The following is a 13,954-nucleotide window of genomic DNA, read 5'->3' as shown; positions in this document are numbered from 1 at the left end:
ATGAATTTTGTAGAATTTAGAAAAAAATGGACACCCAAAATTGATCAATATTTAGAGGAACATTTAAAAGAAGACGTTGATGACAAAAAAATAAGTCAAATTATGACCTATTCAGTAATGGCTGGTGGTAAAAGACTGCGGCCCTTATTGTTTCTGGCTACCCTAGATTCTTTAAATAAGGACATTACGAATTCTGAAGTTCAAATTGCTTGTGGTATCGAACTAATCCACACGTATTCTTTGATTCATGATGATTTACCTGCGATGGATAATGATGATTATCGCCGTGGCAAATTAACCAGTCATAAAAAATGGGGTGAAGCTGAAGCAATATTGGCTGGAGATGCATTGCTTCCATTAGGAATTCAATGGATTGCAGAAGGCAGCAAGTCCTATGAATTGGTTAAAATTATTACCTCAGCAGTTGGACCCAACGGCATGGTTGGAGGACAATATCTTGACATTGATTCAACCAATAATGCAAGTGTAGCTGATGACGAAGTTTTAATTGATCGAATGGAATGGTTAAAAACAGGTTGCTTGATTGAAGCTTGTGTCAAAATGGGTGCTGTATATGCGGGAGCAGATGAAAATAGTAAAACAAATCTAATTAAATTTGCCGATAATTTTGGTCGAGCATACCAAATTTATGATGATTTAGTTGATGTCGTTCAAACTAGTAAAGAGGCTGGAAAAGCAACTCACAAGGACCAAGAAAATGGTAAGAACAATACTTTAACAATTCTTGGTATTGAACAAAGTAGAAGAGAACTAACCAAATTAATTACTGAGGCAAAAGCGAATTTAGCGAGTCTTAACAATGAAGTTTTAACTGGTTTTCTAGATTTATATCAAAAGGTGCTCTAAAAAATGAAAGAAAGAGCTGACGTACTATTAGCTAAACAAGGACTTTTTAACTCTCGAACTCAGGCACAGCGAGCAATTATGGCTGGTTTGGTTTCGGATCACAATCATCAGCGGATTGATAAGAGTGGAACAAGTTTTCCTGAAGATGAACATTTTTATATTAAAAAGTCGGATAAAAAATATGTCTCACGTGGGGGATTTAAGCTCCAAAAAGCCCTTGAATCGTTCGAAATTGATTTAACGGATAAAATATGTCTTGATATTGGAGCTTCTACCGGTGGTTTTACAGATGTTGCACTACAGAACCATGCCAAAATGGTGTATGCACTTGACGTAGGATACAATCAGCTGGCTTGGCAGTTGCGAGACGACAAACGCGTTGTGGTCATGGAAAAACAAAATTTCCGTTTTAGTAAACCTGAAGATTTTACTCAGGGATTACCTGATTTTGCGATGACTGACGTTTCTTTTATTTCACTTGATCTAATTATGCCGCCAATGTACGACATTCTTAAAAATGATTGTGATGCTGTTTGCCTAATTAAGCCTCAATTTGAAGCGGGGCCAGAAAATGTTGGTAAACATGGAATTGTTCATGACCACCAGGTTCATTGCAATGTAATTGAGCATACTATCGAAAAAGCGCGTGAAATAGGCTTTAACGTGCTAGGCCTTGATTATTCACCAATTAAAGGTGGCAAAGGCAATATTGAATTTTTAATTCATTTGCAAAAAAGTGAAGAAAATGGTGGGCAAATGCTATGGTCAGGAACCCCTGAAGAAGTTGTTGAACGAGCAGTTGCTGAGCTTTAGGAGATAATTATGTTAGTTGAACTGGATATTAAAAACTTCGCCATTATTAAGGCTTTGAAGGTTCGCTTTCAAGAACATATGACAGTGCTAATTGGTGAAACTGGTGCTGGTAAATCTATTATTATTGATGCAGTTTCACTATTGATGGGTGGAAGAAGCCAAAAAGAAATGGTTCGTAGTGGTGAAAAGAAGGCTGTTATTACAGGTCTTTTTGAAATTGATAATCAAGCCGCTAAAATTACAGAACTATGTGAGCAGTATGGCTTGCCTATTTCAGACGGGCAACTTGTGATTAGTAGGGAGCTTGCCGTTAAAGGTCGTAATGTAGTCAGAATTAATGGACAGTTAACGACGATTAACGTTTTACGAGAATTGGGTTATTATCTGGTTGATATTCACGGTCAAAATGATCAACAAATTTTAATGGATCAGGACCGGCAAATTGATTTAGTTGATAATTACGCTCCAGAACAATTTAAAAAAGAGCTAGCGGAGTACCAAGCCAATTTCGCTACTTGGGAAAAGTTAAGCGACCGGTTGAACCATTTGCGAAGTGACGCTCAAGAGTTAGCCCAAAAGCAGGATATTTTAACCTTTCAAAGTGAAGAATTATCTTCTGCCAACTTAACTGATCCAACAGAAGACGAGCAACTAGAAGAAGAATACAACGAATTAAGTAACTATCAAAAAATCGTGGATACTGCCAATTACTTAATGCAGTTGTACGATGATGACGAACACGGTTTGGAAACACTACTAGGTAATGCTCAAAGTGCTGCAAATGAACTCGGCGAATATGGTGCTAAGTTTAAGGACATTGCCAAAACAATCGATGACGGTGTCTTTGCATTAAGTGATGCCCGAAGTGAACTATCAAATGTCTTAGATGAAATGGACTTTGATGAGGAACGCTATCAATATGTTACAAGTAGATTAGATTTACTTAATTCGCTGAAGAAAAAGTATGGCCCTACTTTGCAGGATGTGTTTGCTTTTTATGAAAAAGTACAAAAAGAGTTGAGTCAATATGAAACTGGCGGTCTGGATGAAGAAAAACTGCAAAAAGAAGTAGCTCAAGTTGAAAGTAAGCTAACTGAAGAAGCAAAGAAACTTCATCAGATGCGTGAAAAAGTTGCAAATACATTAGAAGAGAATATTAAGCGAGAGCTCAAAGACTTATACATGGCAAAGGCCCGTTTTGCAATAGATATTTCGACGACTAAGGGTTTCACCAAAAAGGGAACAGATGAAGTTGTGTTCCTAATCGCTCCTAATCCGGGAGAAGATTTAATGCCATTGGTAAAAATTGTTTCAGGTGGTGAGCAATCAAGACTAATTTTAGCGCTTAAAGCAATTTTTAGCCGGGTTGAACCTGTAGGAACAATGATTTTTGATGAAATTGATACTGGTGTCTCTGGAAGAGTTTCAGCGGCAATTGGAAAGAAATTGCATTCAATTGGACAAAATAAACAAGTTATTGCCATAACTCATTCACCTCAGGTAGCTGCAGCTAGCGATCAAAAGTACCTAGTTGCCAAAGAAGTTAAAGACGGTGCAACCTACACTCAAATAGGTCCATTAACCCAGGAAGAAACAGTAACTGCAATTGCTGAAATGATGGCAGGAAGCGATGTTACTCAAGCTGCAAAACAAAACGCGAAAGATTTGATGAAGAGTTTTAAAAACAAAGAATGAGATATCTCGAAAAAATAAAATTAGATTCTAAAGAAGTGAAGCAGGCTTGTCAGCTAGCTAAAGTAATTCATGACCACGATAAAACTTTTTGTGATATCTATTTAAGTAATCAATATAATTATTTTAAGGATATGTCTACTTTTATTCTGGCTTATGATAATGAAGAGCTAATAGGTCTAACAATGCTTTATGCTGATGAGAAGCCTAATGAAGAAGTCGACATTCATGTTGAAGTAGCACCCAAAAAACGTCAACAAGGCATAGCTACTGAAATGATTAAGCGTGCAAAAAAGATCTTGCATAAATATGGTTATCAGAACTATGATTTTGTTAGCGAAAAAGCTTTTATAGAACAAAATCCGACATTTTTGGCCAATAATAATTTAAAAGTAGATGCTACTGACTATCATATGAGAACACAAAAGTCAGAGAAAATTTCTCAAGATGATAAACTAAATGGCGTACTTGGCGTGCGTCAGATGGCCAAAACGGATTTTAATAATGTTGCAAGTATTTATAGTGTAGCTTTTGATCTAGATATTGCGAACGCTAAAACTTATATTGCCGAAAGTTTAGCTGATAATCAAATGTTGAGTTTTGTTTTAACATACAAAGAAGACGTGATTGGCTATTGTGCTGTTGATGACGGATATTTCTTTGGTTTATTTGTTGCTCGCGATTATCAAGGACATGGGTATGCTAGCTTCTTTATTAAAAAAATGATGGAAATTTTGCTTAGAAAAGGAATAGATGAGTTTTCACTTGATGTCGATCCTGATAACATAGCGGCAGTTCGAACTTATCAAAATGCTGGCTTAAAAATAGTTAGTGAAACTTATTATTTAGTGAAAGAAAAATAGTAAAAAAAGAGTTGAGAAATATTTCTCAACTCTTTTTTATTAAGCTAAATCGACCCTAAAAATATTATCTAAGTCAATAACTTTTATTAGCTTTTGGTTAGTTGTGCGCAAGGCAAAGCGTCCTGCAGAAATGTGCTTAATGACCTGCCCAATTTCACTAGTACCATCTTGATATCTTAATAGGACATAAGCCCGGTGAAGTAAAGCAAATTCTAAAGAAGATAGAATTTCACTGTGATATTGGTCATAAATACTCAGTTTATCAATGTCATAATCAAATAAATAGTGATAGATTTTTTTAAGTGAGTTTTTCATCAATCATACCTCAGTTTTTTCTCGAACACTTGTTTGACTCTTTATATTATAAGAACATTTGTTCAGAAAAACAATACTTTTTCCAAAAATAATTTCCATCATGCACTACTTTAAAATTCCTTGTTGTACATAATAAATAGGTAGAACTTGAAAATATTCTGCATTTAGTGCAAACTAGACATAATAGCTTTTATTAGGGGAGTATGGCATGACAGAAAAAGGCTTGTTGCTTGTTCTTTCTGGTCCTTCAGGAGTAGGAAAGGGCACTGTGAAAAGTGCAATCGTAGATGGTAAAGTTTTTCCGTTTGAATATTCGGTTTCGATGACAACAAGAAAACCTAGACCGGGCGAGATAGATGGTAAAGATTATTACTTTGTTAGCGAAGAAAGATTTCAAGAAGCCATTAACCAAGGTGAACTTTTAGAATATAATAAGTACGTTGATCATTTTTATGGGACACCTTTAGTACCGGTTAAGCGAATGCTTGAAGAAGGCAAAGATGTACTGCTGGAAATCGATGTTAATGGAGCCAAAAAGGTACGAGAAAAAATGCCTGACGGAGTTTTTATCTTTTTAACGCCACCAGATTTGCATACATTACATCAACGCCTAGAAAATCGTGGGACTGAGTCTGAAGATGTTATTATGGGAAGAATCAAGCAGGCGCGTAATGAAATTTTAGTCATGCAAGATTATGATTATGCGGTGGTCAATGATACTGTTGCAAATGCAGTTGATCATATTAAGGCAATCGTAGATGCTGAACATGTCAGCGTAAAACGCGTGATTGATACTTACCGTAAAATGGTTAGGGAGGATTAAAGATGAGAGTTACATATCCATCAATTGATAAATTGTTAGCCCAAGTGGATTCAAGATATTCACTATCAGTTCTTGCTGCTAAGCGTGCACATGAACTTGAAGCTGGTGATCCAGAGGCACTGAAAGAATATAAATCATTAAAGCCCGTCGGAAAGGCCCTTGAGGAGATTGAAGCCGGTAAAGTTACCGTCGATTCAAGCCATCGCGAGGTTAATCAGTAGTTGGTTGAATTATTTAACCTCCATCTCTTTTGGGATGGAGGTTATTTTTTTAAGGATGATTAAATGATTGCGCAAGTAGTAATTGATATTGCAGCAAAACAGACTGACCGCATTTTTGAATATCATGTACCAGATGACTTAGATGGTGTAGAAATTGGCTCACGAGTATTTGTACCATTTGGTTCACGTAAATTGCAGGGCTTTGTCGTTGACCTCAGTGAAAAAAGCAAATATCAGGGCGAATTAAAAGATTTACTTTTAGTAGTAGATGAAATGCCACCGTTAACACCTGAATTAGTTGAATTATCTAACGCGCTGGCTAATCGGATTTTTGCCTATCGAATTTCGATTCTTAAGACAATGCTCCCAAGAGTGATGCGGGCAAATTACCGCAAGATCTTGGTACCGATAACCGACGAAGCAAAAAAAATGCCATACTTTCACGGTGATCCAATTGATTTAGCTAATGTGACTGATAATCAAGAGATTGGTCGCATTAATAGCTTGCTACGCAGTCAAGATGCCAAGATAGAATATTTGGTTGAAAATCGTGCCAAAGTAAAAACAGCCAATTGTTATGAACTTACTTTAGCTAAAAAAGATTATATTAGTTTGTATGAAGAGCTTCGTACAAATGCCGTTAAGCAGCGACAACTATTAATGTTTGTCATTGAAAATTATGAACAATTTCCAATGATGCAAAATGAACTTGAGCAAGGGGCTCAGCTCAAAACAGAAACTTTAACAAGCGCGATTAAAAAAGGTTGGCTTGAAAGAAGTCAAACTGAAATTTATCGTGATCCAATAGCTAGCTATGGACGGTCTAAAGCAAGTCAACCAAAGGTTGAGTTAAATGAGGACCAGAAAGAAGCACTTGCGCAAATTACCCCTGCGATTCAAACAAAAACGGCTAAGACTTTCTTACTAGAGGGAATTACGGGGAGTGGCAAAACTGAAGTCTACTTGAATGCAATTAGTAAGACACTTGAACTTGGCAAAAATGCGTTAATGCTAGTACCTGAAATTTCACTAACACCGCAGATGGTCGAGCAAGTAAAAAATCGTTTTGGTGATCAAATTGCTGTATTGCATAGTGGTTTGTCTGAAGGAGAATTATATGATGAATGGCGCCGTATAAGACGCGGAGAAGTTCATGTTGTAGTAGGTGCACGAAGCGCCGTTTTTGCTCCTTTAACTAACATCGGTTTAATTGTAATTGATGAAGAACATGAATCGTCTTATAAGCAAGAAGACAATCCGCGTTATCATGCACGGGATGTTGCAATTTGGCGTAGTAAATACAATTCTTGTCCTTTAGTTCTGGGTAGTGCCACTCCATCTCTTGATAGCCGTGCTAGAGCCCAGAAAGGTGTTTATCAGTTATTAAAACTTCCAAAACGTGCCAATGCCAAGAAACTACCTGAAGTAAATTTAATAGACTTAAAAAAGGCTGATTTTGCAGGTAATCAACTTGATTTATCAATTCAATTAGTTGATGCAATCAAGCAAAGACTGCAAAAAAAGGAACAAGTCATTTTAATGCTCAATCGACGCGGCTTTGCCAGTTTTATGCTTTGTCGTGAATGTGGTTACGTAATGAAATGTCCTAATTGTGACCTTTCGTTGACAATGCATAAGGATACCCAACAAATGCAGTGTCATTATTGTGGCTATACAACTGCAATTCCACAAATTTGTCCTAATTGTCACAGTAAACGAATCAGATTTTTAGGTACCGGAACGCAGAAGGTGTTAGAAGAGTTGAATGAGCTAATACCCAAAGCAAGAGTGTTACGGATGGACGTTGATACAACGAGAAGAAAAGGTGCTTTTAAAAAAATTCTTGATACTTTTGGAAATCATGAGGCAGATATTCTATTGGGCACACAGATGATAGCCAAGGGACTGGATTTTCCCAATGTAACTTTAGTTGGTGTAATCAATGCCGATACGGGTTTGTGGGTGCCAGATTACAATGCATCTGAACATACCTTTGAGCTTTTGACACAAGTAGCTGGTCGGGCAGGACGTGCTGAAAAGACTGGCGAAGTCATAATACAAACTTTCAATCCAGATCATTACGCTATTAAATTTGCTAAAAAACAGGATTACGAGAATTTTTATGCTTATGAAATGAAAGTGCGTCATGCTGGTAATTATCCGCCATACTTTTATACTGTTTTGGTTTCTGTTGCATCTAAAAATGAGCAAAATGCTGCTAAGGAAGCATTCAAAATTAAAAAGCAACTTCAGCAACATTTGAGTAGTTCGGCAATTATCTTAGGACCATCACCAAGTGCAATTTCTCGCCTAAAAAACCAATATTATTATCAAATACTGGTAAAATATAAAAAAGAAGACAATTTAAATAGCTTATTACATCAAATCCAGGATTCTGCACAAAAAGTGAAGAGATATGGATTAAATATTTATATCGACAATGAACCAGAACGAATCATGTAAAGGGGATATGTTTAATGACATCAATAATTTTTATGGGAACACCAGATTTTTCTGTACCAATTTTAAAAGGACTAGTCGAAAATAATTATGAAATTAAGGCTGTAGTGACGCAACCAGATAAAAAGGTTGGTCGAAAGCAGCAAGTTACTAAAACGCCTGTTAAGGTGGCGGCTGAAGAACTCAATTTACCGATTTATCAGCCTACTAAGTTGGCTCGTTCTGAAGAAGTCGAAGAGCTGATTGAAATGCACGCTGACCTTATTGTTACAGCAGCATATGGTCAATTTTTACCAACTAAATTTTTAAACTCAGTTAAAATTGCTGCGGTTAATGTTCACGGCTCACTTTTACCTAAATATCGTGGTGGAGCGCCAATTCAATATTCTGTGATTAATGGCGATCAAGAAACTGGTATCACTATTATGGAAATGGTCAAGGAAATGGATGCGGGTGACATTTATGCGCAAAAGGCAATTAAGATAGAGCCTGATGATACTACTGGTAGCGTTTTTGATAAATTATCACTTGTTGGTCGAGACTTGCTTTTAGAGACACTTCCACATATAATTGCTCATCCAGATGAAAAAACGGCGCAGGATTCTGACCAGGTCGTTTTCTCTCCGAATATCAGCAAGCAACAAGAAAAGATTAGTTTGACGTTAACTGCGTCACAAGCAAATAACTTAATTAGAGGACTCAATCCTGATCCAGGTGCTTACCTAATGCTTGGAAATAGTCGACTTAAAGTATGGCAAGCTCAAGTTTCTGAAGAAAAAACAACTTTGCCCGCTGGAAGTTTAGTTGCTAATGATAATCGTTTCGCAATTAGTTTTGCGGAAGGCACCGTTTTGAATCTGCTAGAAGTTCAACCAGCTGGAAAGAAGAAAATGTCAATTCAGAGCTTTTTGAATGGTCAAGGTAGTAAGTTTAAAGTAGGAGAACAGGTAGTTGACGGATAAAAGTGCTCGCTTTATTGCTTTAGAAACTTTAATACACATATTTAATGATGGCTCATATTCAAATATTAGCTTGAATAATAGCTTGCGCAATTCTAGTTTATCGGAAACTGACCGCAACTTTGCTACCAGGCTTGTTTATGGTACGGTTCAATATAAGATTTATTTGGAATTTCAATTGCATGATTTAATCAAAACCAAGCTAAAAGAAGACTATCTAAAGCCATTGTTATTAATGTCAGCTTATCAACTCTTTTTTATGGATAAAGTTCCTAACCGAGCAGTTTTAAACGAAGCTAATATTTTGGCTAAACAGTTTGGAAAGCGTAATTCGACTGGCTATAAAATAGTTAATGGAATCTTGCGCTCTTTAATTAGACGTGGACCAGTTTTACCTGAAAAAGAGCAGCAGATAAATTATTTAAGCGTCAAAGAAAGCGTCCCAGAATGGTTAGTTAAGTACTTAGTTGATCATTGGGGAATTGAACGAACAGAAAGTATTTTGGCAAGTATTAATGAACCAGCTAAAAATACTGTTCGTCTTTCTCGATTGGCGAATCCAAATGAAGTTGTCAGTGAATTGAATGAATTAGGCTTCTCGCCACAACCTTCCCAATTGACGAGTGAAGAATTGGTTTTGGATCATGGCGGTGTTAGTTCAACTAACTTATTTAAATCTGGTAAACTAACCATTCAAGATGAAGCTGCTAGCTTAGCAGTGAGCGCTTTTGATTTTACAGGAAATGAAAAAGTTCTCGATGCCTGTAGTGCCCCAGGCGGTAAAACAGTGCAGATTGCTGAAAACCTAGACAGTGGCACAGTTACGGCGTTGGATATTCATGCCAATAAACTACGTTTGGTTAAGCAAAACGCTGAACGAATGAATGTAGCTGAGCGGGTAATCACCAAGGAAATGGATGCTCGCAAGGTGGATAGTGAATTTAGCAAAAATTCTTTTGATAAGATTTTAGTGGATGCTCCTTGTTCAGGATTAGGATTACTTAGAAGAAAACCAGAAATTCGCTACAATAAAACTCTAGCTGACCTAACCAAGTTGCAAAAAATTCAGTTGGCGATTCTTGATCATGTTAGTCAATTACTAAAGCAGAATGGAGAGCTAGTATATTCTACCTGTACGATTGCAAGTGAAGAAGACGAGGACGTTGTAGAAATTTTCCTAAAAGAGCATCCGGAGTTTGAATTACAGTCATTCACCGCAGGTAATATGGATGCGCCAAATGGTTTAATTAAGCTTTTACCGGACAGTTATGGCAGTGATGGCTTCTTTATTGCCAAGTTTATAGCACGAGGTTAACATTTTGATTAAAACAGCATTTGCTTCAAGTATTGGACGAATACGTAAAAGCAACCAAGATTTTGTACAAGTTTTTAAAAACAAAAGTGGAGCGACGATGGCAATCGTTTGTGATGGCATGGGTGGTCACCAAGGTGGTGACGTTGCCTCAACCATGGCTGTTAGCCATTTAGGTCACAGCTTTAGCGAGACCGATTTCAGTGATTGCGCAAATGCTCATAAATGGCTTGATGTCCAATTAAGCTCTGAAAATGAAACGATTTTGCGCACAGCAGATCGTTTTCCTGATTTAAATGGAATGGGCACTACAATTGTTTTGGCAGTTGTGTTTGACCATCAAGCTTTGATTGCTCATTTGGGTGATTCACGTGCTTACGGTTATGCAGAAGGAAAATTTGTTCAACTAGTTGAAGACCATTCTCTTGTTAATGAACTAGTTAAAATGGGGCAAATTACTAAGCAGCAGGCTTTAACCCATCCGCAAAAAAATATCATTACGCAGTCACTTGGCGTTTCAAGCACAATTGATCCTGAGTTTCGTGAAATCCCCTTCAATGATGACGACCTTATTTTGCTGTGTACAGATGGCCTAACCAATTCTTTGACTGATCCGCAAATTCAACAAATTTTAGCCACTAAGGATCTATCACTCAAAGACCGCTGCCATAAGCTAATTAATGAAGCAAATCGTCTTGGTGGCGGCGATAACATCACCGTTTGTCTAGTCCTAAATGAAGGTGGTGGCTCACGTTGATTAATAAAGGCTATTTATTAGGCGACCGCTATCGCATAATCGATACATTAGGTGAAGGCGGAATGGCAAATGTCTATTTAGCTGAAGACATCATTTTACAGCGGAAAGTTGCCGTTAAAATTTTAAGGCTAGATCTACAAAAAGAGCCGCAAACTGTGGCACGCTTTCAACGTGAAGCGCTAGCTACCAGTGAATTAAGTCATCCTAATATTGTGATGGTTTTAGATGTGGGCACTGATCAGGGCTTGCCATACATGGTAATGGAGTACGTAGATGGACCTGATTTAAAAGACTATATTATTCAGAATTCACCACTTAATTTGTATGATGTGATTCGAATTATGGATCAAATACTTAGTGCAATGACATTGGCGCATAAGCATAATGTGATACACCGTGATTTAAAGCCACAGAATATTTTGATGGATAAACACGGTAATATTAAAATCGCCGATTTTGGCATAGCAGTTGCATTAAACCAAAATTCAATTACGCAGACAAACTCTGCGCTCGGTTCAGTGCATTACATGTCTCCTGAACAGACACGTGGTGGGTTAATTACTAAACAATCAGATATTTACTCACTTGGAATCATTCTCTATGAGCTGATAACTGGCTCAGTTCCATTTAATGGTGACTCTGCAGTCGCGATTGCTCTTAAACATGCCCAAGAGCCAATTCCATCGATTAAAGAAAAAGATGCGAAGGTTCCGCAAGCTCTAGAAAATGTTGTGCTAAAAGCAACCGCTAAGGATCCGCGGGATCGCTATGCTTCAGCGAGCGCAATGCGTGCAGATATTGACACTAGCTTGGATCCTGCTCGAGTTAATGAACCTGTTTTTGTACCAACACATGGCACAAGTGATGATGAAACTATAATTTTACCTGATTTTAAGGCTAATCGTCAGCGAGAAGATAGTGATCAAGTAAAAGAAGAGACATTAGACGATAAAAATAATAAGTCCTCAACAAAAGGCAATTTTTTGCAGACATTAAAAACTCATAAATGGTGGTGGCTTTTTATGGGTCTGGCAGCTGTTTTAGTGGTTGGTTTATTGCTTTTAGTTGTTACCAATAACAGTCAAAGTGAAGTAAGAATCCCAGATGTTACTAATTTATCCGAAGAATCTGCGCGCCAAAAAATTGAACAAGTCGGTTTGAAGGTTGGTAGAATAAGGCATCAAAATTCAGAGCGAATTGGTCGAGGTAAAGTTATTTCAACATCGCCACCTGCAGGAAGAATGACAAAAAAAGGTAGATTTGTTGACTTAAAAGTTTCTGATGGCGTTGGAATGTCTAAAGTGCCGGATGTGTCAGGCGATTCGTATCAAGTAGCGGTTGCTAAACTAGAAAAAATGGGTTTTGACGTTATCCGCGAAAACCAATTTTCTGATAGCGTTCCAACTGATCATGTGGTTTCGCAAAGTATTGCTGCTGGAGTAGAAGTAAAGCCAGCGGAAACAACGATCACCTTGGTCGTTTCAAAGGGACAAGATGATCACGAAAAAAATGATACTGTTAAGCTTCCAGATTTTAAAGATTACACTCTGCGAGAAGTTCAAGAATATGTTCGTCGGCATGATTTGATTTTGCAAGTCAGTCCTGCTTATTCAAAGAAAGTAAAGAAGGGCATGGTTATTTCCATGAGTCCTGCCCCCGGAACACATGTCCCTCATGGAAGTACAATAATGGTTAGTGTTTCTGAGGGTCCAAAAATTGAACGAGACCATACTGCGATTAAAACATTTACAGTAACGTATCAAGATAATGATGATGATGATTCGCCTAACAGAAGAGGTAATCACATTCAAATCTATGTTTCTGATGACGATCACTCAATTAATAATATTTACCGTGATTTGTACATAAAAAGAGACATGAACTTCTCAATTCCATTTTCGTTAAAGGATGGAGCAGGTGAATTACGTGTTGTCAGGGATGGTCAAACTATACTAAACGAAAAGGTAAATAGATGATTAAACAAACTGATGGGATAGTTGTTGGACTAATTTCTGGTTTTTATGATGTTCAAACTGGAAACCAAATTGTTCGCACAAGAGCGCGAGGACTTTTCCGTAAAAATAAGGAAAAGCCCACTGTTGGCGACCATGTAAAAATTCAAGTAGACGAGCAGGGTACAAGCTATTTAACAGAAATCCTGCCTCGAGTTAACTTGATTGGCCGTCCTGCACTAGCAAATGTAGATCATGTTTTACTGGTGATTTCAGCTGTTGAGCCTGATTTTTCGCTTCAATTATTAGACAGGTATCTCACCTTCTTTTCTTGGCAAAAAGTTGCAGTTAGTATTTATCTTTCAAAAAGCGATTTGATCGATGAAGAAAAATTGGCCGAAATTAAAGCTAGTTTGTCTTACTACGTAAAAATAGGCTATCCAGTTTTTTACCAATGGGAAGAACTAGCGGAAAAATTGCCGTCAGCAATTGAGTCTCGACAAATTTGGACTTTAGCTGGACAATCTGGTGCCGGAAAATCAACATTGATTAATCATCTGAAACAAGATATAGAGCAGGAAACTGCTGCAATTTCTACCAGTTTGAACCGAGGTAAGCATACTACTAGAACAGTTCAACTGTTCCCACTTGGTGAGGGCTTTTTAGCTGATACACCAGGCTTTTCTGCGATTGACTTTACACCAATTAAGATTAATGATTTATGTAATTACTTTGTTGAATTTAAACGAGCAAGTGTTAAATGCAAGTTTCGTGGCTGCCAACATATCAAGGAACCTAAATGCGAGGTCAAAAATCTGGTTGAAAAGCAGGAAATCACACAAAGCCGTTATGATAATTATTTACAGATGCGCTCAGAAATTGAGAATGGTAGGATGCCAGAGTATTTAAAATAAGGAGAC

The 13,954-nt window shown here is 37.4% G+C and carries 13 protein-coding genes; 12 read left to right on the top strand and 1 reads right to left on the bottom strand.

Going from position 1 to position 13,954, the window contains the following annotated elements; translation table 11 throughout:
- Genes CRG87_RS03215 through CRG87_RS03200 form a run of 4 tightly spaced genes read left to right on the top strand, consistent with a single transcriptional unit; the run spans position 1 to position 4,235 of the window.
- Entirely contained in the window at positions 1-867 is an 867-nt protein-coding gene (locus CRG87_RS03215; RefSeq protein ID WP_074425130.1) for a polyprenyl synthetase family protein, read from the top strand.
- 3 nt (positions 868-870) lie between these two features.
- Entirely contained in the window at positions 871-1,680 is an 810-nt protein-coding gene (locus CRG87_RS03210; protein ID WP_074425132.1) for a TlyA family RNA methyltransferase, read from the top strand.
- A 9-nt stretch (positions 1,681-1,689) separates the two neighbouring features.
- Complete coding sequence (recN, locus tag CRG87_RS03205; protein ID WP_074425134.1) at positions 1,690-3,375, top strand: DNA repair protein RecN; 1,686 nt, start codon at positions 1,690-1,692, stop codon at positions 3,373-3,375.
- Complete coding sequence (locus tag CRG87_RS03200; RefSeq protein WP_074425136.1) at positions 3,372-4,235, top strand: GNAT family N-acetyltransferase; 864 nt, start codon at positions 3,372-3,374, stop codon at positions 4,233-4,235. Before recN ends, CRG87_RS03200 begins: the two co-directional genes overlap by 4 nt.
- Before the next feature lie 39 nt (positions 4,236-4,274).
- Here the strand turns inward: CRG87_RS03200 and CRG87_RS03195 are convergent, their stop codons facing one another.
- A complete protein-coding gene (locus CRG87_RS03195; protein ID WP_046307161.1) occupies positions 4,275-4,550 on the bottom strand; it encodes a hypothetical protein in 276 nt (91 codons plus the stop codon).
- Between the two features lie 208 nt (positions 4,551-4,758).
- Between CRG87_RS03195 and gmk the strand changes: the two genes are divergently transcribed.
- The 8 genes from gmk to rsgA all read left to right on the top strand — a co-directional run bounded on the left by gmk (position 4,759) and on the right by rsgA (position 13,948).
- Positions 4,759-5,373: a guanylate kinase gene (gene gmk / locus CRG87_RS03190; protein ID WP_074425138.1), complete on the top strand. Its 615-nt coding sequence runs from the start codon at positions 4,759-4,761 to the stop codon at positions 5,371-5,373.
- 2 nt (positions 5,374-5,375) lie between these two features.
- Positions 5,376-5,594, top strand: coding sequence for a DNA-directed RNA polymerase subunit omega (gene rpoZ / locus CRG87_RS03185; RefSeq protein WP_046307157.1), 219 nt, complete (start codon positions 5,376-5,378; stop codon positions 5,592-5,594).
- Positions 5,595-5,657: 63 nt separating this feature from the next.
- Positions 5,658-8,057 (top strand): primosomal protein N', encoded by a 2,400-nt coding sequence (priA, locus tag CRG87_RS03180; protein ID WP_074425140.1) that lies wholly within the window; start codon positions 5,658-5,660, stop codon positions 8,055-8,057.
- 14 nt (positions 8,058-8,071) lie between these two features.
- Positions 8,072-9,016: a methionyl-tRNA formyltransferase gene (fmt, locus tag CRG87_RS03175; RefSeq protein ID WP_074425142.1), complete on the top strand. Its 945-nt coding sequence runs from the start codon at positions 8,072-8,074 to the stop codon at positions 9,014-9,016.
- Complete coding sequence (gene rsmB, locus CRG87_RS03170) at positions 9,006-10,328, top strand: 16S rRNA (cytosine(967)-C(5))-methyltransferase RsmB (RefSeq protein WP_074425144.1); 1,323 nt, start codon at positions 9,006-9,008, stop codon at positions 10,326-10,328. The genes fmt and rsmB overlap by 11 nt, the downstream gene beginning before the upstream one ends.
- 4 nt (positions 10,329-10,332) lie before the next feature.
- Positions 10,333-11,082: a Stp1/IreP family PP2C-type Ser/Thr phosphatase gene (locus CRG87_RS03165; protein ID WP_074425145.1), complete on the top strand. Its 750-nt coding sequence runs from the start codon at positions 10,333-10,335 to the stop codon at positions 11,080-11,082.
- Positions 11,079-13,058 (top strand): Stk1 family PASTA domain-containing Ser/Thr kinase, encoded by a 1,980-nt coding sequence (gene pknB, locus CRG87_RS03160; RefSeq protein ID WP_074425147.1) that lies wholly within the window; start codon positions 11,079-11,081, stop codon positions 13,056-13,058. Before CRG87_RS03165 ends, pknB begins: the two co-directional genes overlap by 4 nt.
- Positions 13,055-13,948, top strand: a complete 894-nt coding sequence (rsgA, locus tag CRG87_RS03155; protein WP_074425149.1) for a ribosome small subunit-dependent GTPase A — start codon at positions 13,055-13,057, stop codon at positions 13,946-13,948. Before pknB ends, rsgA begins: the two co-directional genes overlap by 4 nt.
- Positions 13,949-13,954 lie beyond the last annotated feature (6 nt).

Origin of the sequence: Lactobacillus apis, assembly GCF_002837055.1 — a bacterium.
Lineage (GTDB): Bacteria > Bacillota > Bacilli > Lactobacillales > Lactobacillaceae > Lactobacillus > Lactobacillus apis.
The sequence above is the reverse complement of the archived record's forward strand: the minus strand, read 5'-3'. Positions and strand labels throughout refer to the sequence as shown.

Excerpts from the sequence above, each read along its gene's own strand:
- CRG87_RS03195 (WP_046307161.1), bottom strand. The coding sequence starts at position 4,550 with ATGAAAAACTCACTTAAAAAAATCTATCACTATTTATTTGATTATGAC.
- fmt (WP_074425142.1), top strand. The coding sequence starts at position 8,072 with ATGACATCAATAATTTTTATGGGAACACCAGATTTTTCTGTACCAATT.
- CRG87_RS03200 (WP_074425136.1), top strand. The coding sequence starts at position 3,372 with ATGAGATATCTCGAAAAAATAAAATTAGATTCTAAAGAAGTGAAGCAG.
- CRG87_RS03210 (WP_074425132.1), top strand. The coding sequence starts at position 871 with ATGAAAGAAAGAGCTGACGTACTATTAGCTAAACAAGGACTTTTTAAC.
- rsgA (WP_074425149.1), top strand. The coding sequence starts at position 13,055 with ATGATTAAACAAACTGATGGGATAGTTGTTGGACTAATTTCTGGTTTT.
- gmk (WP_074425138.1), top strand. The coding sequence starts at position 4,759 with ATGACAGAAAAAGGCTTGTTGCTTGTTCTTTCTGGTCCTTCAGGAGTA.
- priA (WP_074425140.1), top strand. The coding sequence starts at position 5,658 with ATGATTGCGCAAGTAGTAATTGATATTGCAGCAAAACAGACTGACCGC.
- recN (WP_074425134.1), top strand. The coding sequence starts at position 1,690 with ATGTTAGTTGAACTGGATATTAAAAACTTCGCCATTATTAAGGCTTTG.
- CRG87_RS03215 (WP_074425130.1), top strand. The coding sequence starts at position 1 with ATGAATTTTGTAGAATTTAGAAAAAAATGGACACCCAAAATTGATCAA.
- rpoZ (WP_046307157.1), top strand. The coding sequence starts at position 5,376 with ATGAGAGTTACATATCCATCAATTGATAAATTGTTAGCCCAAGTGGAT.